The 21,420-nt window shown below is 69.8% G+C and carries 21 protein-coding genes and 1 pseudogene; 18 read left to right on the top strand and 4 right to left on the bottom strand.

Translation table 11 applies throughout. The features are described 5' to 3' along the window. Position 1: 1 nt before the first annotated feature. Positions 2–1,012: an acyl-CoA dehydrogenase family protein gene (locus tag ACGFMK_RS14715; protein ID WP_392762326.1), complete on the bottom strand. Its 1,011-nt coding sequence runs from the start codon at positions 1,010–1,012 to the stop codon at positions 2–4. Between the two features lie 22 nt (positions 1,013–1,034). Beyond that, positions 1,035–2,198 (bottom strand): acyl-CoA dehydrogenase family protein, encoded by a 1,164-nt coding sequence (locus tag ACGFMK_RS14710; RefSeq protein ID WP_392762323.1) that lies wholly within the window; start codon positions 2,196–2,198, stop codon positions 1,035–1,037. 70 nt (positions 2,199–2,268) lie between these two features. Between ACGFMK_RS14710 and ACGFMK_RS14705 the strand changes: the two genes are divergently transcribed. The 14 genes and pseudogenes from ACGFMK_RS14705 to ACGFMK_RS14640 all read left to right on the top strand — a co-directional run bounded on the left by ACGFMK_RS14705 (position 2,269) and on the right by ACGFMK_RS14640 (position 15,190). After that, the gene (locus ACGFMK_RS14705; RefSeq protein ID WP_392762321.1) at positions 2,269–2,460 is read left to right on the top strand and encodes a ferredoxin; all 192 of its coding nucleotides are present in this window, start codon (positions 2,269–2,271) and stop codon (positions 2,458–2,460) included. Between the two features lie 83 nt (positions 2,461–2,543). After that, positions 2,544–3,401: a 3-oxoacyl-ACP reductase gene (locus ACGFMK_RS14700; RefSeq protein ID WP_392762318.1), complete on the top strand. Its 858-nt coding sequence runs from the start codon at positions 2,544–2,546 to the stop codon at positions 3,399–3,401. After that, a complete protein-coding gene (locus ACGFMK_RS14695; RefSeq protein ID WP_392762412.1) occupies positions 3,395–4,156 on the top strand; it encodes a glucose 1-dehydrogenase in 762 nt (253 codons plus the stop codon). Before ACGFMK_RS14700 ends, ACGFMK_RS14695 begins: the two co-directional genes overlap by 7 nt. A gap of 89 nt (positions 4,157–4,245) precedes the next feature. Beyond that, positions 4,246–5,034, top strand: a complete 789-nt coding sequence (locus ACGFMK_RS14690) for an MlaE family ABC transporter permease (protein ID WP_392762315.1) — start codon at positions 4,246–4,248, stop codon at positions 5,032–5,034. Then, positions 5,034–5,882: an ABC transporter permease gene (locus ACGFMK_RS14685; protein WP_392762312.1), complete on the top strand. Its 849-nt coding sequence runs from the start codon at positions 5,034–5,036 to the stop codon at positions 5,880–5,882. Before ACGFMK_RS14690 ends, ACGFMK_RS14685 begins: the two co-directional genes overlap by 1 nt. Next, positions 5,879–7,213 carry an MCE family protein gene (locus ACGFMK_RS14680; protein ID WP_392762310.1) on the top strand — a complete coding sequence of 445 codons (1,335 nt, stop codon included), beginning with the start codon at positions 5,879–5,881 and terminating at the stop codon, positions 7,211–7,213. Before ACGFMK_RS14685 ends, ACGFMK_RS14680 begins: the two co-directional genes overlap by 4 nt. Further along, complete coding sequence (locus ACGFMK_RS14675; RefSeq protein ID WP_392762308.1) at positions 7,210–8,247, top strand: MCE family protein; 1,038 nt, start codon at positions 7,210–7,212, stop codon at positions 8,245–8,247. Before ACGFMK_RS14680 ends, ACGFMK_RS14675 begins: the two co-directional genes overlap by 4 nt. Further along, positions 8,244–9,275, top strand: coding sequence for an MlaD family protein (locus ACGFMK_RS14670; RefSeq protein WP_392762305.1), 1,032 nt, complete (start codon positions 8,244–8,246; stop codon positions 9,273–9,275). Before ACGFMK_RS14675 ends, ACGFMK_RS14670 begins: the two co-directional genes overlap by 4 nt. Continuing rightward, positions 9,272–10,465 (top strand): MCE family protein, encoded by a 1,194-nt coding sequence (locus ACGFMK_RS14665; RefSeq protein WP_392762302.1) that lies wholly within the window; start codon positions 9,272–9,274, stop codon positions 10,463–10,465. Before ACGFMK_RS14670 ends, ACGFMK_RS14665 begins: the two co-directional genes overlap by 4 nt. Continuing rightward, positions 10,462–11,616 (top strand): MCE family protein, encoded by a 1,155-nt coding sequence (locus ACGFMK_RS14660; protein WP_392762299.1) that lies wholly within the window; start codon positions 10,462–10,464, stop codon positions 11,614–11,616. The genes ACGFMK_RS14665 and ACGFMK_RS14660 overlap by 4 nt, the downstream gene beginning before the upstream one ends. Next, entirely contained in the window at positions 11,613–12,845 is a 1,233-nt protein-coding gene (locus ACGFMK_RS14655; protein WP_392762296.1) for an MCE family protein, read from the top strand. Before ACGFMK_RS14660 ends, ACGFMK_RS14655 begins: the two co-directional genes overlap by 4 nt. Continuing rightward, positions 12,842–13,315: a hypothetical protein gene (locus ACGFMK_RS14650; protein ID WP_392762293.1), complete on the top strand. Its 474-nt coding sequence runs from the start codon at positions 12,842–12,844 to the stop codon at positions 13,313–13,315. The genes ACGFMK_RS14655 and ACGFMK_RS14650 overlap by 4 nt, the downstream gene beginning before the upstream one ends. Then, on the top strand, positions 13,312–13,794 hold the full coding sequence (locus tag ACGFMK_RS14645; RefSeq protein ID WP_392762291.1) for a hypothetical protein: 483 nt from the start codon (positions 13,312–13,314) through the stop codon (positions 13,792–13,794). Before ACGFMK_RS14650 ends, ACGFMK_RS14645 begins: the two co-directional genes overlap by 4 nt. 167 nt (positions 13,795–13,961) lie before the next feature. After that, positions 13,962–15,190 (top strand): annotated as a pseudogene (locus tag ACGFMK_RS14640) (DUF222 domain-containing protein). Between the two features lie 141 nt (positions 15,191–15,331). Here ACGFMK_RS14640 and ACGFMK_RS14635 read toward each other — a convergent pair. Further along, positions 15,332–15,643, bottom strand: a complete 312-nt coding sequence (locus ACGFMK_RS14635) for a hypothetical protein (RefSeq protein ID WP_392762288.1) — start codon at positions 15,641–15,643, stop codon at positions 15,332–15,334. 228 nt (positions 15,644–15,871) lie between these two features. On the opposite strand from ACGFMK_RS14635, the gene ACGFMK_RS14630 reads away from it, so the two are divergent. From ACGFMK_RS14630 to ACGFMK_RS14615, 4 genes are all read left to right on the top strand, one after another. Further along, positions 15,872–17,116 carry an aminotransferase class I/II-fold pyridoxal phosphate-dependent enzyme gene (locus ACGFMK_RS14630; RefSeq protein WP_392762286.1) on the top strand — a complete coding sequence of 415 codons (1,245 nt, stop codon included), beginning with the start codon at positions 15,872–15,874 and terminating at the stop codon, positions 17,114–17,116. 116 nt (positions 17,117–17,232) lie between these two features. Next, positions 17,233–18,207 carry a ferritin-like domain-containing protein gene (locus ACGFMK_RS14625; protein ID WP_392762283.1) on the top strand — a complete coding sequence of 325 codons (975 nt, stop codon included), beginning with the start codon at positions 17,233–17,235 and terminating at the stop codon, positions 18,205–18,207. Positions 18,208–18,274: 67 nt separating this feature from the next. After that, a complete protein-coding gene (locus ACGFMK_RS14620; RefSeq protein ID WP_392762281.1) occupies positions 18,275–19,381 on the top strand; it encodes an FAD-dependent oxidoreductase in 1,107 nt (368 codons plus the stop codon). After that, positions 19,378–20,295 (top strand): aminoglycoside phosphotransferase family protein, encoded by a 918-nt coding sequence (locus ACGFMK_RS14615; RefSeq protein WP_392762278.1) that lies wholly within the window; start codon positions 19,378–19,380, stop codon positions 20,293–20,295. The genes ACGFMK_RS14620 and ACGFMK_RS14615 overlap by 4 nt, the downstream gene beginning before the upstream one ends. Here ACGFMK_RS14615 and ACGFMK_RS14610 read toward each other — a convergent pair. Continuing rightward, complete coding sequence (locus tag ACGFMK_RS14610) at positions 20,273–21,310, bottom strand: LacI family DNA-binding transcriptional regulator (RefSeq protein WP_392762275.1); 1,038 nt, start codon at positions 21,308–21,310, stop codon at positions 20,273–20,275. The genes ACGFMK_RS14615 and ACGFMK_RS14610 overlap by 23 nt on opposite strands. Positions 21,311–21,420: the final 110 nt, after the last annotated feature.

The following is a 21,420-nucleotide window of genomic DNA, read 5'->3' as shown; positions in this document are numbered from 1 at the left end:
GTCACAGCAGCTCGCCCAGGGCCAGCAGCTGGGATGTCGCCGGCCCGAACAGGAACTCCAGGCGTTTCGCGGCCACGAAGTACCGGTGCACCACGTGGTCGACGTCGATGCCGACGCCGCCGTGGACGTGGACCGTCGTGTGGGCCACCCGGTGGCCGGCCTCCGCGGCCCAGAACTTGGCCGTCGCCACCGCTTCCGCGGCCGGCAGGTCCGACGCCAGCCGCCACGCCGCCTGCTGGGACGTCAGCCGCACCGCCTCGACGTCCACGTAGGCGTCCGCGAGGCGCTGGCGGACCGCCTGGAAACCGCCGATCACGTGGTCGAACTGCTTGCGCTCGGCCGCGTACGCCGCCGTCAGCTCCAGCGCGCGCTCGACGACGCCGAGCTGCTGCGCGCAGGCCCCGGCCGTGCCGCGCAGGCGCAGCCACTCGCCGATCGAGCCCAGGGAAACCCCGGCCACGTCGGACAGTTCCAGCAGCGCGGCGTCGGCGTGGTCGACCGTCTGCTGCGGTTGCACGGTGACCCCCGGGGCCGCCGCGTCGACCAGGAACACCTCGTCGGGCACCGCGACCAGGAAGCCGTGGGCGAACGCGCCGAACGGCACCGCGGATCCGGCGCCGGACAGGCGCCCGTCCGACGCGGTGAAGCCGGACAGCGCCACCGTGAGCACGCGTTCGCCGCGCAGCACCGGCAGCACCCAGCGGTCCACCAGCTCCGGCGTGCCGAACTCCGCCAGCGCCGACGCCGCCATCGTGATCGACGTCAGGTAGGGGACCGCGGCCACCGCGCGGCCGATCTCGGTCAGCACCGCGCTTTGCTCCAGCAGGCCGAACCCGCCGCCGCCGAGTGACGACGGCAGCGCCGCGTCGAGCACGCCCGCCTGGCCCAGCGCCGTCCACAGTGGAGCGTCGAAGCCGCCGGTCCCGTGCGGGTCGTGGGTGAGCTTGTCGGCCAGGATCCGCCGGGTCAGCGCGGCGAGGTCGGCCGACGCCTCGGAAGGGGTGAAGTCCATACAGCTCCTAACTGAGACGCTCCTAGCGCGTGACGGGCAGGCCGAGGGCGGTCGCGGCGATCATGTCCCGCTGGATCTCGTTGGTGCCGCCGCCGAAGGTGAGGATCAGCGCCGAGCGGTGGTGCCGTTCGATCCGCCCGGCCAGCAGCGCGCCGGGCGAGCCGTCGCGGACGACGGCCGCGGCGCCGAGCACCTCCATCAGCAGCCGGTAGGCCTCGATCGCGAACTCGGTGCCGTACACCTTCGTGGCCGACGCGTCGGCCGGGCCCAGCTCGCTCGCCGCGGCCGCCCAGGCGATCCGCCAGTTCCGCAGCTTCAGGTACTCCGCGCCGGCGTGCACCCGCGCGAGGTGCAGCCGCACCCATTCCTGGTCGATGGCGCCGGTCTCCTTCGCCCAGGCCAGCACGTCGGCCAGGGCCTTGCGCACCGGCGCCGACGAGGTCAGGGCGACCCGTTCGTGGTTGAGCTGGTTGGTGATCAGCGGCCAGCCCGCGTTCTCCTCGGCGACCCGCGCCGACACCGGCACGCGCACGTCGTCGTAGTACGTCGCGCTGGTGCCCGCGCCCGCCACCGTGTGCACCTTGGTCCAGGAGAACCCGGGCGCCGACGTCGGCACGATCAGGATCGACAGGCCGCGGTGCTTCTTCGCCTCGGGATCGGTCCGGACGGCGAGCCAGACGTAGTCGGCGTGCTCGATCAGGCTGGTCCACATCTTCTGCCCGGTGACGACGTACTCGTCGCCGTCGCGCACCGCGCGCGTCCGCAGCGACGCGAGGTCGGTGCCGGCCTCCGGCTCGGAGTAGCCGATCGAGAAGTGCAGCTCGCCGGCGGCGATCTTCGGCAGGTAGAACGCCTTCTGCTCGTCGGTGCCGTAGCGCATGATGGTCGGCCCGACGGTGTTCACCGTCAGGAACGGGACCGGCACCCCGGCGACCGCCGCCTCGTCGGTGAAGATGAGCTGGTCGAGCATCGGCCGGCCCTGCCCGCCGTACTCCGGCGGCCAGCCGAGCGCCAGCCAGCCGTCCTTGCCCAGCTGCCGGACGATCTCCTTGTAGGCCAGGCCGTCGCCGTACTCGCCGTTGCCCGAGCGGAGGCCGTCACGGCGTTCCGGCGTCATCAGCTCGGCGAAGTACTCCCGCAGTTCCGCGGCCAGTGCGCGCTGCTCCGGCGTGTAGTCGATCCGCACCCGTCACCTCGATCCGGCGTTATAGTAGAACCTGTTCTAGTTGTACCAGCACTCACGCGGCGGAGGAAGCATGGAGATCGGCGTCGATCGTTCGCTCTGCGAGGCGAACGCGGTGTGCCTGGGGTTCGCGCCGGACGTCTTCGACCTCGACGACGACGAAGAACTGGTCATCCAGCCGGGCCCGGTGCCCGCCGACCAGGTGGAACGTGTTTCCGACGCGGTGCGGGGCTGCCCGAAGAACGCCCTGTTCATCGCCAGTTAGCGGTGTTTACTCAAAAGCTTGCCCTGAACGAGAACAGATTCTAGTGTAGGCCCGTCAACCAGGACTCGATGAGGAGGCCTCGCGTGAGCCTGAGCGGCAGGACAGCGATCGTCACCGGTGCCGCCGCCGGGCTGGGACGGGCCGAAGCGCTCGCCCTGGCCGCGCGGGGCGCCACCGTCGTCGTCAACGACGTCAGCGAGCCGAAGGACGTCGTCGAAGAGATCGAAGGCGCCGGTGGCCGGGCGGTCGCGGTCGCCGGGGACGTCGGGGAACGCGCCACGGCCGACGCGCTCGTGGCCGCCGCGCTCGACCTCGGCGGGCTCGACGTCGTCGTGAACAACGCGGGCGTGCTGCGCGACAAGATGCTCTTCTCGATGTCCGACGACGAGTGGGACACCGTGCTCCGCGTGCATCTGCGCGGGCACTTCCTGTTGTCCCGCAACGCCGCGAAGCACTGGCGCGACAAGTCCAAAGCGGACGGTCGGCCGGTGTACGGGCGGCTGGTGAACACCGCCTCCGAGGCGTTCCTGATCGGTTCACCCGGCCAGCCCAACTACGCCGCGGCCAAGGCCGGCATCACCGCGCTCACCATGTCGGCCGCCCGCGGCCTGGCCAAGTACGGCGTCCGCGCCAACGCGATCTGCCCGCGGGCCCGGACGGCGATGACCGAGGGCGTGTTCGGTGCCGCTCCTGCAGACGGTGCCGATCCGCTCTCGGTCGAGCACGTCGCCCCCTTCGTCGCCTACCTCGCCTCGCCCGCCGCCGAGCACGTCAACGGCCAGGTCTTCGTCGTGCACGGCGGCTCGGTCGCGCTGGTCGAAGCGCCGCGGATCGAGCAGCGGTGGTCCCTCGACGAGCTGGAGACGACCGTCAGCGACTACTTCGCCGGCCGTGACCCCGGCCGGATGTTCGCCGCCACCGAAATCCTGGAGGAATCGTGAGGCTCGACGGGAAGATCGCCCTCATCACCGGTGCCGCGCGCGGGCAGGGGGAGGCGGCCGCACGCGCGTTCGCGGCCGAAGGCGCGAAGGTGGTGATCGCCGATATCCTGGACGACGAGGGCAAGCAGCTCGCCGCCGACCTCGGCGACGCCGCCGTCTACCAGCACCTCGACGTCGGCAGCGAAGACGACTGGGCAGCGGCGATCGAGCGGGCGACCACGGAGTTCGGCGCGCTGAACGTGCTGGTCAACAACGCGGGCATCCTCCATTTCTCGGAACTGGGCAAGACGACGCTGGCCGATTACGAGCGCGTCATCCGGGTGAACCAAATAGGGGCGTTTCTCGGGATGCGCTCGGTCGTTGAACCGATGACCGCCGCCGGCGGTGGCTCCATCGTCAACGTGTCCTCTGTGGAGGGTCTGGCCGGGATGCCGTACCTCGTCGCCTACACCGCGAGCAAGTTCGCGATCCGCGGGATGACCAAGGTCGCGGCGATGGAACTCGGCAAGAAGCACATCCGGGTCAACTCGGTGCACCCCGGCGCGATCGACACGCAGATGGTCGCGACCGCGGCCGGCGGGCAGAAGGTCGACATGTCGTGGGTGGGCAAGAAGGTCGCCCTCGGCCGGGTCGGGCAGCCCGAGGACATCGCGAAGCTGGTGCTGTTCCTGGCCAGTGACGAAAGCTCGTACTGCACGGGTGCGGAATTCATCGCGGACGGCGGGGCGACGGCCACGCACGCCCTCAACTTCTGAAGGGACGACGTTAGTTAACACCGCTAACGAAAAGCGGACACCGGGTATGGAGAACACTCGGGGGTGAGCGACTTCTACTGGGAGGTTTGGTGAGCGACAGCACGGGCACGCTCCCGGGAACGGCGGCGTTGACGCAGGTCGGCCGCCTCTCGACGCTCTCCTGGGAAGTCCTGCGCGCGATCTTCAAGCGCCCCTTCCAGACCCGTGAGTGGATCCAGCAGTGCTGGTTCTTCGCCAGCGTCACGATCCTCCCGACCGCGCTGGTGGCCATCCCGTTCGGCGCGGTGATCGCGCTGCAGCTCGGCTCGCTGACCGCGCAGATCGGCGCCCAGTCCTTCACCGGCGCGGCCAGCGCGCTGGCCATCGTGCAGCAGGCCAGCCCGCTGATCACCGCCCTGCTCGTCGCCGGCGCCGGCGGCAGCGCCGTCTGCGCGGACATCGGGGCGCGCAAGATCCGTGAAGAGATCGACGCCATGGAAGTACTCGGCGTCAACCCGATCCAGCGCCTGATCGTGCCGCGTGTACTGGCCGCCATGGTGGTTTCCGTGCTGCTGAACGGCTTGGTCAGCGTCGTCGGCGTGCTCGGCGGCTACTTCTTCAACGTCGTCCTGCAGGGCGGCACGCCCGGCGCCTACCTGGCCAGCTTCAACGCGCTCGCCCAGGTCCCGGACCTCTGGATCAGCGAGATCAAGGCCCTGCTGTACGGGTTCGTCGCCGGTGTCGTCGCGGCGTTCCGCGGCCTGAACCCGCCGCCCGGGCCGAAGGGGGTCGGCGACGCCGTCAACCAGGCCGTCGTCATCACGTTCCTGCTGCTGTTCCTCATCAACGTCGTGCTCACCGCGATCTACCTGCGGATCGTCCCGCCGAAGGCCATGTGATGACGGCGGAACCCATCGATCGCGACCGGACGCTCGAATACCTCGCGCGCCCCGGCCAGAGCCTCGAAGGCCTGGGCAAGCTGCTCGCGTTCGCCGCGCAGGCGCTCGCCTGGTCGCCGCGCACGATCCGCCGCTACAGCCGGGAAACACTGCGGCTGCTCACCGAAGTCTGCTTCGGCACCGGCGGCCTGGCGGTCATCGGCGGCACCCTCGGCGTGATGATCGGGATGACGTTGTTCACCGGCCTGATCGTCGGCCTCCAGGGGTACTCCGCGCTCAACCAGCTCGGCACGGCCGCGCTCACCGGGTTCATCTCCGCCTACTTCAACACCCGCGAGGTCGCGCCGCTCTCGGCCGGGCTCGCCCTGAGCGCGACCGTCGGCTGCGGCTTCACCGCCCAGCTCGGCGCGATGCGGATCTCCGAGGAGATCGACGCGCTGGAAGTCATGGCCGTGCCGAGCATGCCCTACCTGGTGACGACCCGCGTGCTCGCCGGCGTCGCCGCGGTCATCCCGCTGTACGCGGTCGGCTTGCTGTCGAGCTACCTCGCGTCCCGGCAGATCACCATCTGGCTCTACGGCCAGTCCGCGGGCACCTACGACCACTACTTCACGCTCTTCTTGCCGCCGGGTGACGTGCTCTGGTCGTTCGGCAAGGTGATCGTGTTCAGCGTGCTCGTGATCCTGTCCCACTGCTACTACGGCTACACCGCCAGCGGCGGCCCGGCCGGCGTCGGCGTGGCGGTGGGCCGCGCGGTGCGGACGTCGATCGTGCTGATCTCGGTCCTGGACTTCTTCCTGTCCCTGGCGATCTGGGGCGCCAACACCACGGTGAGGATCTCCGGATGAGGAAGGCACTCCGGCAGCGGCTCCGGTACCAGGTGCTGGGGCTCGCCTTCCTGCTCGTGGCCGCCTTGTTCATCGCGTTCACGCTCGCCGTCTACAACAAGGCGTTCACGGCCGTGACGCTCGTGAAGCTCGAGACCGACCACGTCGGCAGCCAGCTGCGGACGGGCGGCGACGTCAAGGTCCGCGGCATGGTCGTCGGCGAAGTCCGCTCGGTGCTGGCGAAGGGGGACCACGCCGAGCTGGAGCTGGCCCTGGACCCGGACAAGACGTCCGTGATCCCCAAGAACGTCTCCGCGCGGCTGCTGCCGAAGACGCTGTTCGGCGAGCGGTACGTCTCGCTGCAGCTGCCGGAAAAGCCCGAGTCCGCGATCAAGGCCGGCGACGTCATCCCGCAGGACCGCAGCAGCAGCGCGATCGAACTGCAGAAGGTCCTCGACGACGTGATGCCGCTGCTGCAGGCCGTCCAGCCGGAGAAGCTGGCGAGCACGCTCACCGCCGTGTCGACCGCGCTCGACGGCCGCGGCAAGCAGCTCGGCCAGACCCTCTCGCAGCTCTCGGACTACCTCGGCAAGCTCAACCCGTCGCTGCCGGACATCAAGGCCGACATCACCGGGATCGCGAACGTCTCCGACACGTACGACAAGGCCGCGCCGGACCTGCTGCAGGCCCTGTCCGACCTGACGACCACGAGCCGCACGATCGTCGACCAGCGCACCCAGCTGAGCGACCTTTACGCCACCGTCACCGCGGCGTCCGTGGACCTCACGAACTTCCTGCTGGTCAACAAGGACAACCTGATCCGGCTCACCACGGCCGTCCAGCCGACGCTGGACGTGCTGGCGAAGTACGCGCCGGAGTACCCGTGCCTGTTCAACCAGCTCGCCGGCGAGGTCGCCCCGGCCGAGCTGGCGTTCGGCAAGGGCACCGCGCACCCCGAGGTCAGCCGCGTGACCATCGAGTTCAGCGCCAGCCGCGGCAAGTACCTGCCCGGCGTCGACGAGCCGAAGTACGACGACAAGCGCGGCCCCCGCTGTTACCCGCAGGTGCCGAAGCCGGGCGTCTGGCCGCAGTACCCGCCGGACGGCGCGATCAAGGACGGCTCCAGCAAGCCCGCGCCGCCGAAGTCGCCGGGCGGCAGCCTGCCCGGCCCGATCACGGCGGGCGGCGGCGCGGTCGGCGGGACCGGCGGCATCGTCGGGTCGCCGGACGAGACGGACCTGATCAGCCTGCTCGCGTCCCCGGCCCTGGGCACGCTGCCCGACCAGGTGCCCGGCTGGGCGGGCCTGCTCGTCGGGCCGCTCTACCGCGGAGCGGAGGTGGAGCTCAAGTGAGGAGTTTCGTCCCGTCGCTGGTGAAGCTGCTGGTGTTCGCCGTCGTCACGGTGCTGTTCACCGGTGTCCTCGCGGCCACCATCGCGAACACCAACTTCGGCGTGACGTCGGGATACCTGGCGAAGTTCACCGACGCGTCCGGGCTCAAGGAGGGTGACGACGTCCGCATCGCCGGGGTCAAGGTCGGCCAGGTCGACGCGATCGACGTCGCCGAGGGTGAGCAGAACCTCGCCGAGATCCGGTTCGACGTCGAGCACACCTACCGGCTGCCGGAGTCGGTCACCGCGACGATCAAGTACCGGAACCTCGTCGGCCAGCGCTACCTCGCGCTCGGCACCGACGTCCCGGGCGACAAGACCCTGCCGGACGGCGGCACGATCCCGCCCGAGCGCACCAAACCCGCCTTGAACCTGACCGTGCTGTTCAACGGGTTCAAGCCGCTGTTCAAGGCGCTGAGCCCGAAGGACGTCAACCAGCTCTCGGCCGAGATCATCAGCGTCTTCCAGGGCGAGGGCGGCACGATCACCAGCCTCCTGCAGCACACCGCGTCGCTCACCACCACGATCGCGAGCAAGGACCAGGTGATCGGCCAGGTGATCACCAACCTCAACACCGTGCTCGGCACGGTCAACTCCCACGGCACGCAGCTCGGCGACCTCATCGAGCAGACGCAGAAGCTGGTCAGCGGCCTGGCCGAGCAGCGCAAGCCGATCGGCGACGCGGTGAGCGCCCTCGGCGACCTCGCCGTCTCGACCACCGGGCTGCTCGCCGACGCGCGCCCGGCGCTGAAGGACGACGTCGCGAAGCTCGGCACGCTGTCGCAGAACCTCGGCGACTCCGGTGAGCTGGTCAACCACCTGCTCGAGGTGTTGCCGGGCAACCTGCAGAAGTTCACCCGGACCCTGAGTTACGGCAGCTGGTTCAACTACTACCTGTGCGGGATCAGCGGCACCATCGGCATTTCCTCGCTCGACATCTCCCTGCCGATCATCCCGATCCCGGGCACGCAACGCGCGGAGAGGTGTGGTCCGTGAAACGGCTGAAGGATCGCAACCAGGCCGCGGTCGGCGCGGTGACCCTCGTGCTGATCGTGCTCGTCACCGCCACGACGTACTTCTCCGACCAGCTCCCGTTCTTCGGCAACGGCACGACGTACTCGGCGTACTTCGGTGAATCCGCGGGGCTGGCCCCGGACAACGAGGTCGAGGTCGCCGGCGTCAAGGTCGGCACCGTGTCGTCGGTCGCGCTGGCCGGCAAGCAGGTGCTGGTGAAGTTCCGCGTGAAGGACGTCCGCGTCGGCGACAAGACGACGGCGTCGATCGAGATCAAGACGCTCCTGGGGGAGAAGTACCTGGCCCTCGACACCCAGGGTGACGGCGCCCAGGAACCGAACACCACCATCCCGCAGGCTCGCACGCGCACGCCGTTCCAGCTGCAGGACGCGTTCGACCAGCTGTCCACCACGGTCGGCGACATCGACACGAAACAGCTGGCCGACAGCTTCAACGCGTTGTCCGACAGCCTCAAGGACAGCCCCCAGTACCTGAAGGACACGCTGAACGGCCTGTCGTCGCTGGCCAAGACCGTGTCGTCCCGCGACGCCGACCTCCACACCCTGTTGGCCAACACCAGCCAGGTCTCGAAGACGCTGTCGGACCGCAATGCCCAGCTGCAACGGGTGATCAGCGACGGCAACCTGCTGCTGACCGAGCTGCAGAACCGCAAGACCGCGATCCACGCCCTGCTCACCGGCACCCAGCAGCTCTCGCAGCAGCTGAGCGGGCTCGTCGCGGACAACCGCGCGCAGCTGAAGCCGACGCTGGACAAGCTCGGGAAGGTGACCGACATCCTGCAGCGCAACCAGGGCAACCTCGACAAGAGCCTGCAGCTGATGGCGCCGTTCGCCCGCGTCGGCGCGAACGCGACCGGCAACGGCCGCTGGTTCGAGGGCTACCTGTGCGGGCTGCTGCCGCCGACGATCACCGCGGGCGGCCTGTCCATCAACCCCGAGGGTTGCACCCCGCCGATCGCGGCGCCGAACCAGGGGGTGGGCCGCCGATGACGATCCGGACGTACCGCGGCCGCAGCCTGGCGACGTGGCTCGCCTTCGCCTGCGTGGTCGCGCTGATCCTCACCGCCGGGCTGTGGCTGGTGTTCCGCGAATCCACCGGCACGAAGCTGTCGGCCTACTTCGGCAAGACCGTCGGGCTCTACGCGGGTTCGTCGGTGCGGGTGCTCGGCGTGCCGGTCGGGCAGGTCACCGACGTCACGCCGCAGGGCGACGCGGTGCGCGTCGACATGCAGGTCGACGCGGTGCAGCTGCCCGCCGACGTCGGCGCGGTCGTCGTCGCGCCGAGCCTGGTCAGCGACCGCTACGTCCAGCTGACCCCGGCCTACGACAGCGGCCCGGTCCTGGCCACCGGCACGGTGCTGCCGCGCGACCGCACGGCGACCCCGGTCGAGCTGGACGACCTGTACTCGAGCCTGGACAAGCTGTCCACGGCGCTCGGCCCGAACGGCGCGAACCAGGACGGCGCGCTGTCCGGCGTCCTGGACACGGCGGCGAAGGCGTTGCAGGGCAACGGTGCTTCGCTGAACTCGACGGTCGGGCAGCTCGCCGGCCTCGCCAAGACCCTCGACGGCTCGAAGGACGACCTGTTCTCGACCGTGCAGAACCTGAATTCCTTCACCGGCGCGCTGGCCCAGAGCGACCAGCAGCTCAACGAGTTCTACGGCCGGGTCGCCGACGTCAGCCGGTTCCTCGCCGAGGACTCCTCGGACGTCGGCGCGGCCTTGCAGTCGCTCGGGGGCGCGCTCGGCGACGTCCAGCAGTTCGTCAACGACAACAAGACGGCGCTGGAGTCCAATGTGGACAAGCTGGCGTCGCTGTCGAAGGTGCTCGTCGACCAGCGGGCGTCGCTGGCCGAGGTGCTCGACATCGCGCCGACCGGCGCCACCAACTTCATCAACTCCTACGACGCGGCGTCGGGCACCATCGCCGTGCGCGACAACCTGAACGAACTCACCAACCCGCCGATCCTCACCGTCTGCCGGCTGATCAGCGCGGGCACGCCGAAGCCGATCCCGGACACCCTGGGCAGCATCTGCAAGCAGCTCGCACCGATCCTCGACGGTGCCCTGAAGCTCCCGACGATCCCGCAGGTGCTGAACTCGTTGCAGAACGGCGAACTGCCGCCGCTGCCGCTCCCGCTGGTCGACGTGATGGAACAGCTTTCCGGCGGTGCCAAGTGAAGCGGCTCGCGGGCGTGCTCGCCGGGGTGCTCGTGCTGGCGGCCTGCAGCGACGGCGGGTTCAACGGCCTCTACGGCACGCCGCTGCCGGGCGGCGCCGACGTCGGCGACCACCCGTACCACGTCACCGCGCTCTTCACCGACGTCCTGGACCTGGTGCCGCAGTCGAGCGTCAAGGTCAACGACGTCGCGGTCGGGCGGGTCGACAAGATCACCCTGACGCCGGACACGCGGTCCGCGCTCGTCGCGATGACCGTCAACGGCGACATCGCGCTGCCCGCGAACTCCCACGCCGAGCTGAAGCAGTCTTCCCTTCTGGGAGAGAAGTTCGTCGAGCTGAGCGTGCCCACCGCGGAGCCGGCGAGCGGCAAGCTGGCCGACGGCGCGCAGATCCCGCTCGGGCGCACCAATCGCAACCCCGAGGTCGAGGAGGTGCTCGGCGCGCTCTCGCTGCTGCTCAACGGCGGCGGCGTCGAGCAGGTCCAGAAGATCAGCCACGAGCTGAACGACGCGCTGTCGGGCAACGAGCCGGAGATCCGCGCGCTGCTGTCCCATGTGGACGAACTGGCGACGCAGCTCGACGGGCACAAGACCGAGATCCTGCGCGCGATCGACGGCCTCGGCAAGCTGTCGGCGACGCTGGCCGGGCAGACGCAGAACCTGTCGAACGCGCTCGACAACCTCGCGCCGGGCCTGAAGATCGTCACCGACCAGCGCGACCAGCTCGTCGGCATGTTGAACGCGCTGAACTCGCTCTCGGGCGTCGCCACGGACACCGTGAACAAGAGCCGCGACCAGCTGGTCGCGAACCTCAAGGCGCTGCAGCCGACGTTGACCAAGCTCGGCGAAGCCGGCCAGGACCTGCCGAACGCGCTGCAGATCCTGCTCACCTACCCGTTCCCCGACTACGCCGGCAACGTCATCAAGGGGGACTACGCGAACGTCGACGCGAACGTGAACCTCGACCTGGACACGCTGATCCGGAACTTCACGAACTCGTCGCAGCCGCCGATCGCCCTGCCCACCACGATCGGCGGGGTGCCTCCGGCCGCACCGCCGTTGCCGCTGCCGGACCTCGGGCAGTCGACCGGTCAGGTCGGCGGCACCGGGCTGCTGGGCGGCCTGCTGGGCCTGATCGGGGGTGGCAAGTGAACTCCCGCAAGACCCGGGTCCAGCTGGTCGTCTTCGTCGTCATCGCGGTGGTTTCGGTCGTCTACGCGGGCGGCAAGTACGCCGGGCTCGACCGGCTCTTCGGCAGCCGCGGGTACGTCGTCACCGCGCAGCTGACCGACTCCGGCGGCATCTTCGTCAACTCCGAGGTCGCCTACCGCGGGGTCACGGTCGGGCGCGTGACGTCGATGACGCTCACCGACCACGGCGTCGACGTCGCCCTCGACATCGACTCCGGCGGCCCGGACATCCCGGCCGACGCGCACGCCCAGGTGGCGAACCGGTCGGCGGTGGGGGAGCAGTTCGTCGACCTGCTCCCGCAGCACGACGGCGGCCCGTACCTGAAGGACGGTTCGGTGATCACGCCGGACAAGACGTCGTTGCCGCCGTCGCCGGACACCGTCCTGACCCACCTCGACGACCTGGTCGCGAGCGTCCACCCGGACTCGCTGCGCACGGTCGTCGACGAGACGTACAACGCGTTCGCCGGCGCCGGGCCCGAACTGCAGCAGCTGCTGGACAGCACCGGTTCACTGACCGCCGTGGCCGCGCAGTACGTCCCGCAGACGCAGGGGCTGCTGGCCAACTCGCGGATCGTGCTGGACACCCAAGAGCGGCAGGCCGCGAACATCACCGACTTCGCTTCCGGGTTGAAGACGATCGCGGGGCAGCTCAAGACGTCGGATCCGGACCTGCGGCGGGTGATCGCACAGGCGCCGCAGCTGAGCCGGCAGATCAGCGACGTGCTCGCGGCCTCCGGCCCCGACCTCGGCGTGCTGTTCGCCAACCTGCTGACGACCGCGCAGATCACGTCGTCGCGCAAGGACGCGATCGAGGAGCTGCTGGTCGCGTACCCGATCATCTCGGCGTTCTCGCCGTCGACGTCCCCGGACGGCACGGGTCACCTCGGTGTGGTGTTCAACTTCTTCGACCCGGCGTCGTGCACGAAGGGCTACGAAGGCACCAAGGAGCGTCCGGCGAACGACACGTCCGAGGCGCCGGTGAACATGAACGCCTACTGCGCGGAGCCGCCGGGCAGCCCGACCGGGGTGCGCGGGTCGCAGAACGCACCGTACGCCGGGAAGCCGCCCGCGATCCCGGCCGCGCCGCAGCAGCAGGTGTCGGCTCCTTCGCAGGCGCAGCTGCCAGGGATGCTGAGCCTGCTGACCGGGCCGTCGGGCGGGCTGGGGAAGCTGCTGGGCGTTTCGTGAAAATCCTCGCCGTCGTTGCCGTGCTCGTGGCCGCGTTCGCCGGGTGGTCCTGGTGGCACGCGGCGTCCGACGATGCGCTGGCGCGTGGTCGCGCGCGTGACGCGGTGATCGCCGCGGCCGGGCCGGAGCTGGTCACGCTGAACACGATCGACTACCGCAACGCGGGCGCCGACGTCGACCGCTGGATCTCGGCGACGACGGGCCAGTACGGCAAGGACCTGACCGGCGACCGTCAGCTGCAGATCGAGCGGGCGACGACCGCTCGCACCGTTTCGACCGCGTCCCTGGTGGAGGCGGCGGTGACCGAGATCGACGCTTCCGGGGGCACGGCTCGTCTCTTGGCGGTGCTGGACGTCCGGGTCTCGACGGGCGGCGGTGCTGTCACGCCGCGCATGAGCCGCCTGACGGTGGACGTTCTGCGATCGGACTCCGGGTGGAAGGTCGCGGGCGTCCAGGCGGCGGGCTCATGAACCGGATCCTGGCTGTGGTTGTCGTCGTGGCCCTGGGGTGCGCGGTGTGGTTCGGCATCGAGACGGCTTCGCTGTCGTCTTCCGACAACGCGGCCTTGGTCGACACGGCGGCGACCGCTTCGGTTTCCGCTGATGTGAGCGAGGCTGTGAAGGCCGTTTTCTCTTACGACTACACGAACCTGGCCCGTACGGAGCGAGCCGCGTCGTCGTACCTGATCGGGGATGCGGTTCGTCAGTACCAGGCTCAGTTCGCTTCGGCGCGTACTCGGGCTACGGCGGGGAAGCTGGTTCGTACGACTACGGTTCGGGCTGTCGGGGTTCGGTCGTTGGTGGGGGATTCGGCTTCGGTTCTGCTTTTTCTGGACCAGCAGACAGTTACGGCTGGTGGGGGAGCGCCTTCTTCCTCGGTCGCTCAACTTTCGGTTACTGCTCAGCGGGTTGATGGTCGTTGGAAGGTTTCTGGTCTTACTGCTCTTTAGGGTGCTCGTCTTTCAAGATGCGGCTTCGCCGAGGCGCGGGAAATCGGCGCTCCTTGTGGGCGCTTTTCGGTGTGGTCGGCAGCGCCGATTCCCCACGCAGCGGTATCCCTGCCGGGATCATCCGTTCGTGTGATGAACGTGTGTTCGTTTGACGGTAATTTTGTTGTGTGGATGGCGAAGCGGTGTGGCAAGCGGACGCGGCGGCTCTGGCCGATCGCGTCAGCTCGCTGCTGGGGGTTGTGCGGTCTGCTGAGGCCGAGATTGGTTCTCTGCTGGTGGAGATCGAGTCTCGTGGTGTGATGGATCTTTATGGTTATCGTTCTGTCGCGCGATTGTTCGAGCACCTGGCTGATGTTCCCAAGTCGGCTGCCGAACGTGTGGTGAAACGAGCGCGGGCTCTTAACGGCGGGCGTGCTCTTGACGGCAGCCCGGTGCCCGCTGTTGCTCCGGCCGCCGGTGCTGCCGCCTTGGACGGGCGGCTGAGCACGCCGATGATCGACACCGTTGTCGAGGTGCTGGCACAGCTCGCGCCCGAGCACCGTGATGACGCCGAGGGGAGCTTGCTGTCCTTCGCCTCCTCGGCCGGGCACAAGCAGGTTGCGGCGTTGGGTGCGCGGATCGTGGCCCACCTCGATCCCGACGGCGCCGAACCCGACTCCGCCGAACAGTCCGCTCCCGCCCGGGAGCTTTCGTTGCGCCGCAAGAGAACCGGCGTCTGGGAGCTGAACGGTCGTTTCGACGAGGAGACGGGCACCCGTGCCAGTGCCTTGCTCGACTCGCTGGCGGAGCGTCGCAGCAGTGACGAGGGCGCGGACTTCCGGTCTCCGCAGGAACGCTACGGCGACGCCTTTTCCGACGCCGTCGACCTCGCGTTGAACTCCCCAGACCTGCCAATGCAGGCCGGTGAACGCGCCCACGTAATGGTCGCGGTCTCCCTTACGGACCTGAAGTCCGGAGTCGGCCAAGCCACCCTCGGCGACACGGGCACCATGACCGCAGCCGAAGCCCGAGTCCACGCCTGCGACAGCATGCTCATCCCAGCAGTCCTAGGCGAAAAGAGCGAACCCCTGAACCTAGGCCGCCTACGCCGCCTGATCTCCGCGGGGCTGCGCCGTGCGTTGTTCCTGCGTGACCGTGGCTGTGCGGTCCCGGGCTGCCATCGCCCGCCGCGGCACTGCCAGGGCCACCACATCCGCCACTGGGCCGAGGGCGGTTCCACGGACCTGGGCAACCTGGTCCTGTTGTGCGCCCATCACCACCGGCTGCTGCACCGGTCGGGCTGGGAAGTCCACATCGCCGCCGACGGCCTACCGGAGTTCCGGCCACCGGTGTTCCTGGACAAACAGCGAAACCCAGGCGCAACAACCTCCACCAACCGTTGCCGTTCGCGGCCTGACCAACCGACTAGGGAAAGAGCCCGCGGCCATCGGCCCCGGGCCACTACCCATGCCCGGGGTTCGGTCCGCACCATCCGCTGCCTCAAACGGCACATCGCGCGAGATCCACAAACTCCTCACCAGGCCCGAACTGCGCGCGCCTAACCGTCCCAGACGGCCGCGCCCTGGCGGAGGACCTCCACTGCGGACTCCGATGACGCCGGCCACAGCTCCACCAGATACTTGAAGTGCTCGCCGAACTCGTGCTCGTTCCACTCCGTCTCCGGCGGGCCGGCCGGGACGTACGACACCCGCGCTCGGTACAGCCCGGGCAGCACCGAGAAGAACTTTTCCTGCGTGGGATAGTCCGCAGGCCCGGAAATGACGATTTTCCCGCTCGGAACCGGAAGATCCGCTTCCACCACGTGCTCGGCTTCCGGAATCAGGGGCGGGGGAGAAGGGAGCAGCGTCACCGACGACTCCACCAGGTCCGAACGGGCCGTCGCGATCGCGAAACCACCGGGCTCCGCGCCGATTCGGCGATCGACCGCCAAGGCCGTCCAGCCGCTTCCGTCCAAGCGTGTACGGGAATCACGGACCGAGAACTGGCGCTGGTCGGCGTGGACGACGAGATGCACACCAACCACCCTAGCCAGGACCCGCCCCGAAATGGTATCGACGCCGGGTTTAGCGTTGACCCCATGACCACTGCTTCCGTCGACGTCGACACGGCCCGCGCCGACTACGCGGCCCTCGTCGACCGCGGCCTCTCCCTCGACATCACCCGCGGCAAGCCGTCCCCCAAGCAGCTCGACCTCGCGAACGCGCTGCTCGCCCTCCCCGGTGACGGCACCTTCAAGGCCGAGGACGGCACCGACGTCCGCAACTACGGCGGCCTCAAGGGCCTGCCGGAGCTCCGGCGCATCTTCGCCGGCGCGCTGCAGGTGCCGGCCGAGAAGCTGCTCGCCGCGGGCAACTCCAGCCTCGAGCTGATGCACGACGCCGTCGTCCACGCCCTGCTCAGCAAGGTCCCCGGCGCCGAGCGCCGCTGGGCCGACGAGCCGCGTGTCGCCTTCCTCGCGCCGGTCCCGGGGTACGACCGCCACTTCGCGCTCACCGAGCGCTTCGGCATCGAGCTGATCCCGGTCCCGATGACCGACGAGGGCCCCGACATGGACGTCGTCGAGCGCCTGGTCGCCGAGGACGCCTCGGTCAAGGGCATCTGGTGCGTGCCGAAGTACAGCAACCCGACCGGCGTCACGTTCAGTGACGACGTGGTCAGGCGGCTCGCCTCCATGACCACCGCGGCGCCGGACTTCCGGATCTTCTGGGACAACGCCTACGCCGTGCACCACCTGACCGACGACGAGCCGGCGCTGGCCGACATCCTCGCGCTGAGCGCCGAGGCCGGCCACGCCGACCGCCCGTTCGTCTTCGGCTCCACCTCGAAGATCACCTACGCCGGTGGCGGCGTCGGCTTCTTCGGCGCGTCCGAGGCCAACATCGCCTGGTGGACCGGCCTGATCGGCAAGCGCACCATCGGCTCCGACAAGGTCAACCAGCTGCGCCACGCCCTGTTCCTCAAGGACGAGGACGGCGTCCGCGCGCACATGCGCAAGCACGCCGAGATCATCGGCCCGAAGTTCGCGGCCGTCGACCGCATCCTCACCGAGGAGCTGTCCGACCTCGCGTCCTGGACCAAGCCGACCGGTGGCTACTTCGTGTCGCTGACCGTGCCCGAGGGCACCGCGAAGGAGGTCGTGCGGCTGGCCAAGGAGGCCGGGGTCGCGCTGACCCCCGCCGGGGCCACCCACCCGCACGGTGACGACCCGGCCGACGCCGTCATCCGCATCGCGCCGACCTTCCCGGAGCTCGCCGACGTCGAAGAGGCCGTCCGCGCCCTGGCCGTCTGCGTCCGGCTCGCCGCCGCGCAGCAGAGCGCCTGACCTGCGCAAACAAAACCGGGAAGAACTTTTTCCCGGTTTGACCGAGCCGGGGGCCGTCCGGGTACGTATGACCGGTGGGTGAGGTGGACGAACTCGTCACGAGAGGACGTCCCCCGGTGTTCGGAAAACGCTACACACAGCAGCTGATCGAGCGCAGCGCGGAGAACGCGACCGACCGCCGCCGCTTCCTCAAGGCTGCGGGAGCGGCGGGGCTCGGCGTCGCGGGCGCCGGCGCGCTCGGTACCGCACTGTCCTTGGGCCTCGGCTCGGCCGGTGCGACTTCGCAGTACCCGGAGCAGGGCGGCGACGCCGCCAAGGAGGCGGCCAGCGACGCCGCGGTGCTGAACTTCGCGCTCAACCTGGAGTACCTGGAGGCGAATCTCTACCTGTTCGCCGTCAACGGTTACGGGCTGAACGACAAGTACGTCAACGGCATCGGCAACCTCGGCAAGGTCTCCGGCGGGCACGCGGTGAAGTTCAAGAGCGAGCACACCAAGCAGATCGTGCAGGAGATCGCGGGTGACGAGGTCGCCCACGTCACCTTCCTGCGCAAGGCGCTGGACAAGGCCGCCGTCGCGCAGCCCGAGATCGACTTCCAGAACAGCTTCACCGCCGCCATGCAGGCGGCCGGGGTCATCAACATGCAGCAGACGTTCGACCCGTTCGCGAGCGAGAACAACTTCCTGCTCGCCGCCTTCCTCTTCGAGGACGTCGGCGTCTCGGCGTACAAGGGAGCGGCCCCGCTGGTGAACAACAAGACGTTCCTCGACGCGGCGGCCGGCATTCTCGCGGTCGAGGCCTACCACGCCGGGATCGTGCGCGGGCAGCTGTTCGAACGCGGCCTCGGTGACGTCACCAACAAGATCTCCGACGCCCGCGACAGCCTCGACGGCAAGGCCGACGACGACGAAGGCGTGCTCAAGGACGGCATGGCCAACCTCGTCCCGGCGGACGCCAACGGCATCGCGTTCGGCCGCTCCGCCGACCGCGTGCTCAACATCGCCTACCTGAACCCGGACAAGGTGTCCTCCGGCGGCTTCTACCCCCGCGGCCTCAACGGCGACATCGCCACCAGCGGTGCCAAGGAGTGAGCGCCGCGTGCCGCCGTCACGGTAACGTCGTGCACGGCGGCATGCGGAGTTCACGAGGGGGCAGCGGGTGCGGGTACTGGTCGCGGGTGGCGGGATCTCCGGCACGGTCACGGCGATGGCGCTGAAGCTGGCGGGGCACGACCCGGTCGTGTTCGAGGCCTACGCTTCGGGCGGGGAAGACATCGGCGCGTTCCTCACGATCATGCACAACGGCATGGACGCCCTGCGCGCGATCGGCGCCGACGGCCCGGTGATCGACGCGTCGTTCGCGGCGTACGGCGTCGAACTCGTCCTCCCGACCGGGGAAACCGCGGGACGGCGGGAGTTCGACACCGAGGGGTTGGACGGCCCGCGCACGCTGACCCGCGCGACGCTCTACCGCGTCCTGCAGGACGAAGCCGCGCGCCGGGGTGTCACCCTCGACCGCGGGCGCCGGCTGACCGGCGCCAGGACCGGACCCGGCGGCGTCACGGCGGAGTTCGCCGACGGCACCACCGAAGCGGGTGACGTCCTCATCGGCGCGGACGGCCTGCACTCGGTGGTGCGGCGCCTGATCGACCCGGCCGCCGACGAGCCGCGCTACACCGGGCTGACCGTCGTCTACGGCTACACGCGCGCGCCCGGGCTGCCGTCGGCGCCGGGGATCTACCGGATGGTCCGCGGCAGCAAGGCGGCCTTCGGCTTCACGACGGACCCGGAGGGCGCGACGTTCTGGTTCGCCCGCATCCCGGACGAGGAGCGGCCCCGCGCCGAGATCGCGGCGGTCACCCCGGCCGGCTGGCGCGAGTTCGCGCACGCGGCGTTCGCCGGAGAACCGTTGCCCTGCGCGGACATCATCGCGGCCACGGGCGACGAGGTCTTCGGCGGCCACTCCTACGACGTCCCCGAGACGCGCTTGTGGTCGACGCCGGAGATGGTGCTGGTGGGAGACGCGGCCCACGCGGCTTCCCCGGCCGCGGGTCAGGGCGCTTCGATGGCCTTGGAGGACAGCGTGGTCCTGGCCAAGTGCCTGCGGGATCTGCCGGACCCGGTGTCGGCGTTCACCGCGTACGAGAGCCTCCGCCGCGAGCGCGTGGAGAAGCTGGTCGCGGCGAGCGCGGGCCAGGACGTGGGCGAGGAACGCGATTGGCTGTATTCGCACCACATCGCCTGGGACACGAAGATCGGCGGATGACCACGCCCAGCCTCGGTCCCGCGCCGCAGCGCGTGACCGTCGACGTGGACCAGGTACGCCGGCTCGTCGCCGATCAGTTCCCGCAGTGGGCGAGCCTGCCGGTCCGGCCCGTGTCCCACGGTGGCTGGGACAACCGGACCTTCCACCTCGGCGACCGGATGTCGGCGCGGCTGCCGAGCGCGGCCGAGTACGCCCTGGCGGTCGGCAAGGAACAGCGCTGGCTTCCGGTGCTCGGGCCCGAGCTGCCGCTGCCCATCCCCGTTCCGCTCGCGGAAGGGCGGCCTGGCGCGGACTATCCGTTTCCGTGGTCGGTCCACCCCTGGCTCGACGGCGAGCCCGCGAGCCCGGACCGGATCGCCGACCCCGTCCGGTTCGCCGCCGACCTGGCCGGGTTCCTGGCGGCGCTGCAGAACGTCGACACCGAGGGCGCTCCCCGGCCGGGCAAGCACAACTGGTTCCGCGGTGGCACCTTGCGCACCTACGACGAAGCCGCCCGGCGCGCGCTCGCGAAGCTGGACGGCCGGGTCGACACCGTTCTGGCCCACGAGATCTGGGAAACCGCGCTGGACGCGCGCTGGGACGGGGTGGAGCGCTGGTTCCACGGGGACGTCGCCGCGGGGAACCTCCTGCTCGACGACGGGGAACTGGCCGCGGTCATCGACTTCGGGACCTGCGGCGCCGGTGATCCGGCCTGCGACGTGGCCATCGCGTGGACGCTGCTGACCGCCGAAGGACGGCAGGTGTTCCGCGAGCGGTTGTCCCTTGACGACGCGACCTGGGCGCGCGGACGCGGCTGGGCCCTGTGGAAAACCCTGGTCACCTGCGCTCAGGCCAACTCGGAATCCGTAGACGCATGGCGTGCCCTCGGCGAGATCTTCACCGAATACGGCTTCAAGCACCGCAGGAGTCCCTGACCACCAACCGGGTCGGGAGCAGCACCGGCTCCGGGGCCGCGTCCGTCTCGATCATCTTCAGCAGCGCTTCCGCCGCCGCCGTGCCGAAACCCGGTTTGTCCTGGGCGATCGTCGTCAGCGCGGGGTCCACAAGGGACGCCACCTCGATGTCGTCGAAGCCCACCACCGCCAGGTCGTCCGGCACGCGCAGGCCGGTTGCGCGGGCGGCGAGCAGGGCGCCCACCGCCATCTCGTCGCTCGCCGCGAAGACCGCCGTCGGGGGAACCTTCCGGGCCAGCAGCCGGCGCATGCCGACAAAGCCGCTTTCGCGGTAGAAGTCGCCGGACACCACGTAGTCGTCGCGGGCCTCCAGCCCGGCCGCGGCCAGGCCGTCGCGGTAGCCGCGGGTGCGTTCGGCTGCCGGGGTGTTGTCGCGCGGCCCGGTCAGCGTCGCGATCCGGCGGTGCCCGAGGCCGGCCAGATGCGCGACGGCGGCCGCGGCGCCGCGGACGTTGTCCGAGGTCACGTAGGTCGCTTTGGGACCGGAGATCGCGACGTCCAGCGCCACGCACGGCAGGCCGGACCGGGCGAACGCGGTGAACGCCTCCGCGTCCGAACCGCTGTCGATCAGGACCAGCCCGGCGAGGTGGTGCCGGCGCGTCATGCTGACGTAGCCGACCGGATCGGCCAGGGAGACGCCCGGGGTGCGGCTGCGCGCGTCGTCGCTCGTGGCGAGCAGCAGCAGGTGGTAACCGTGCGAGCTGAGCGCGGATTTCAAGCCCAGCAACAGGTCCTGCAGGAACGGGTGGCGCCAGCCCGGCCGCCGGTGGTCGGTGTCCCAGACCAGCCCGATCATCGCCGACTGCTTGCGCGACAACGCGCGTGCCGATTCGTTGGGGGAGAAGTCCAGCTCGCGGGCGACCCGCTCGACGCGCTCACGGGTCGGCCCGCTGACCGACGCCGGCTGGTTGAAGACCCGGGAAACGGTGGCGACGGAGACGCCGCAGAGCTGGGCGATTTCGCGGGCGGTGACCATGCTGGCTCCTTCGGCTGTAACCGGTTACATGAGTAGCACATCGGCCGCTACATCGAAAAGTTCGAGGCCGCGTTATCTTTTCGTTACTTGACGGCGGCGTACTGGGAGCG

Source organism: Amycolatopsis sp. NPDC049252 (assembly GCF_043197175.1).
Lineage (GTDB): Bacteria > Actinomycetota > Actinomycetes > Mycobacteriales > Pseudonocardiaceae > Amycolatopsis.
This window is presented reverse-complemented; position numbering and strand designations above follow the sequence as displayed.

Excerpts from the sequence above, each read along its gene's own strand:
- ACGFMK_RS14685 (WP_392762312.1), top strand. The coding sequence starts at position 5,034 with ATGACGGCGGAACCCATCGATCGCGACCGGACGCTCGAATACCTCGCG.
- ACGFMK_RS14705 (WP_392762321.1), top strand. The coding sequence starts at position 2,269 with ATGGAGATCGGCGTCGATCGTTCGCTCTGCGAGGCGAACGCGGTGTGC.
- ACGFMK_RS14630 (WP_392762286.1), top strand. The coding sequence starts at position 15,872 with ATGACCACTGCTTCCGTCGACGTCGACACGGCCCGCGCCGACTACGCG.
- ACGFMK_RS14645 (WP_392762291.1), top strand. The coding sequence starts at position 13,312 with ATGAACCGGATCCTGGCTGTGGTTGTCGTCGTGGCCCTGGGGTGCGCG.
- ACGFMK_RS14610 (WP_392762275.1), bottom strand. The coding sequence starts at position 21,310 with ATGGTCACCGCCCGCGAAATCGCCCAGCTCTGCGGCGTCTCCGTCGCC.
- ACGFMK_RS14665 (WP_392762302.1), top strand. The coding sequence starts at position 9,272 with ATGACGATCCGGACGTACCGCGGCCGCAGCCTGGCGACGTGGCTCGCC.
- ACGFMK_RS14715 (WP_392762326.1), bottom strand. The coding sequence starts at position 1,012 with ATGGACTTCACCCCTTCCGAGGCGTCGGCCGACCTCGCCGCGCTGACC.
- ACGFMK_RS14615 (WP_392762278.1), top strand. The coding sequence starts at position 19,378 with ATGACCACGCCCAGCCTCGGTCCCGCGCCGCAGCGCGTGACCGTCGAC.
- ACGFMK_RS14680 (WP_392762310.1), top strand. The coding sequence starts at position 5,879 with ATGAGGAAGGCACTCCGGCAGCGGCTCCGGTACCAGGTGCTGGGGCTC.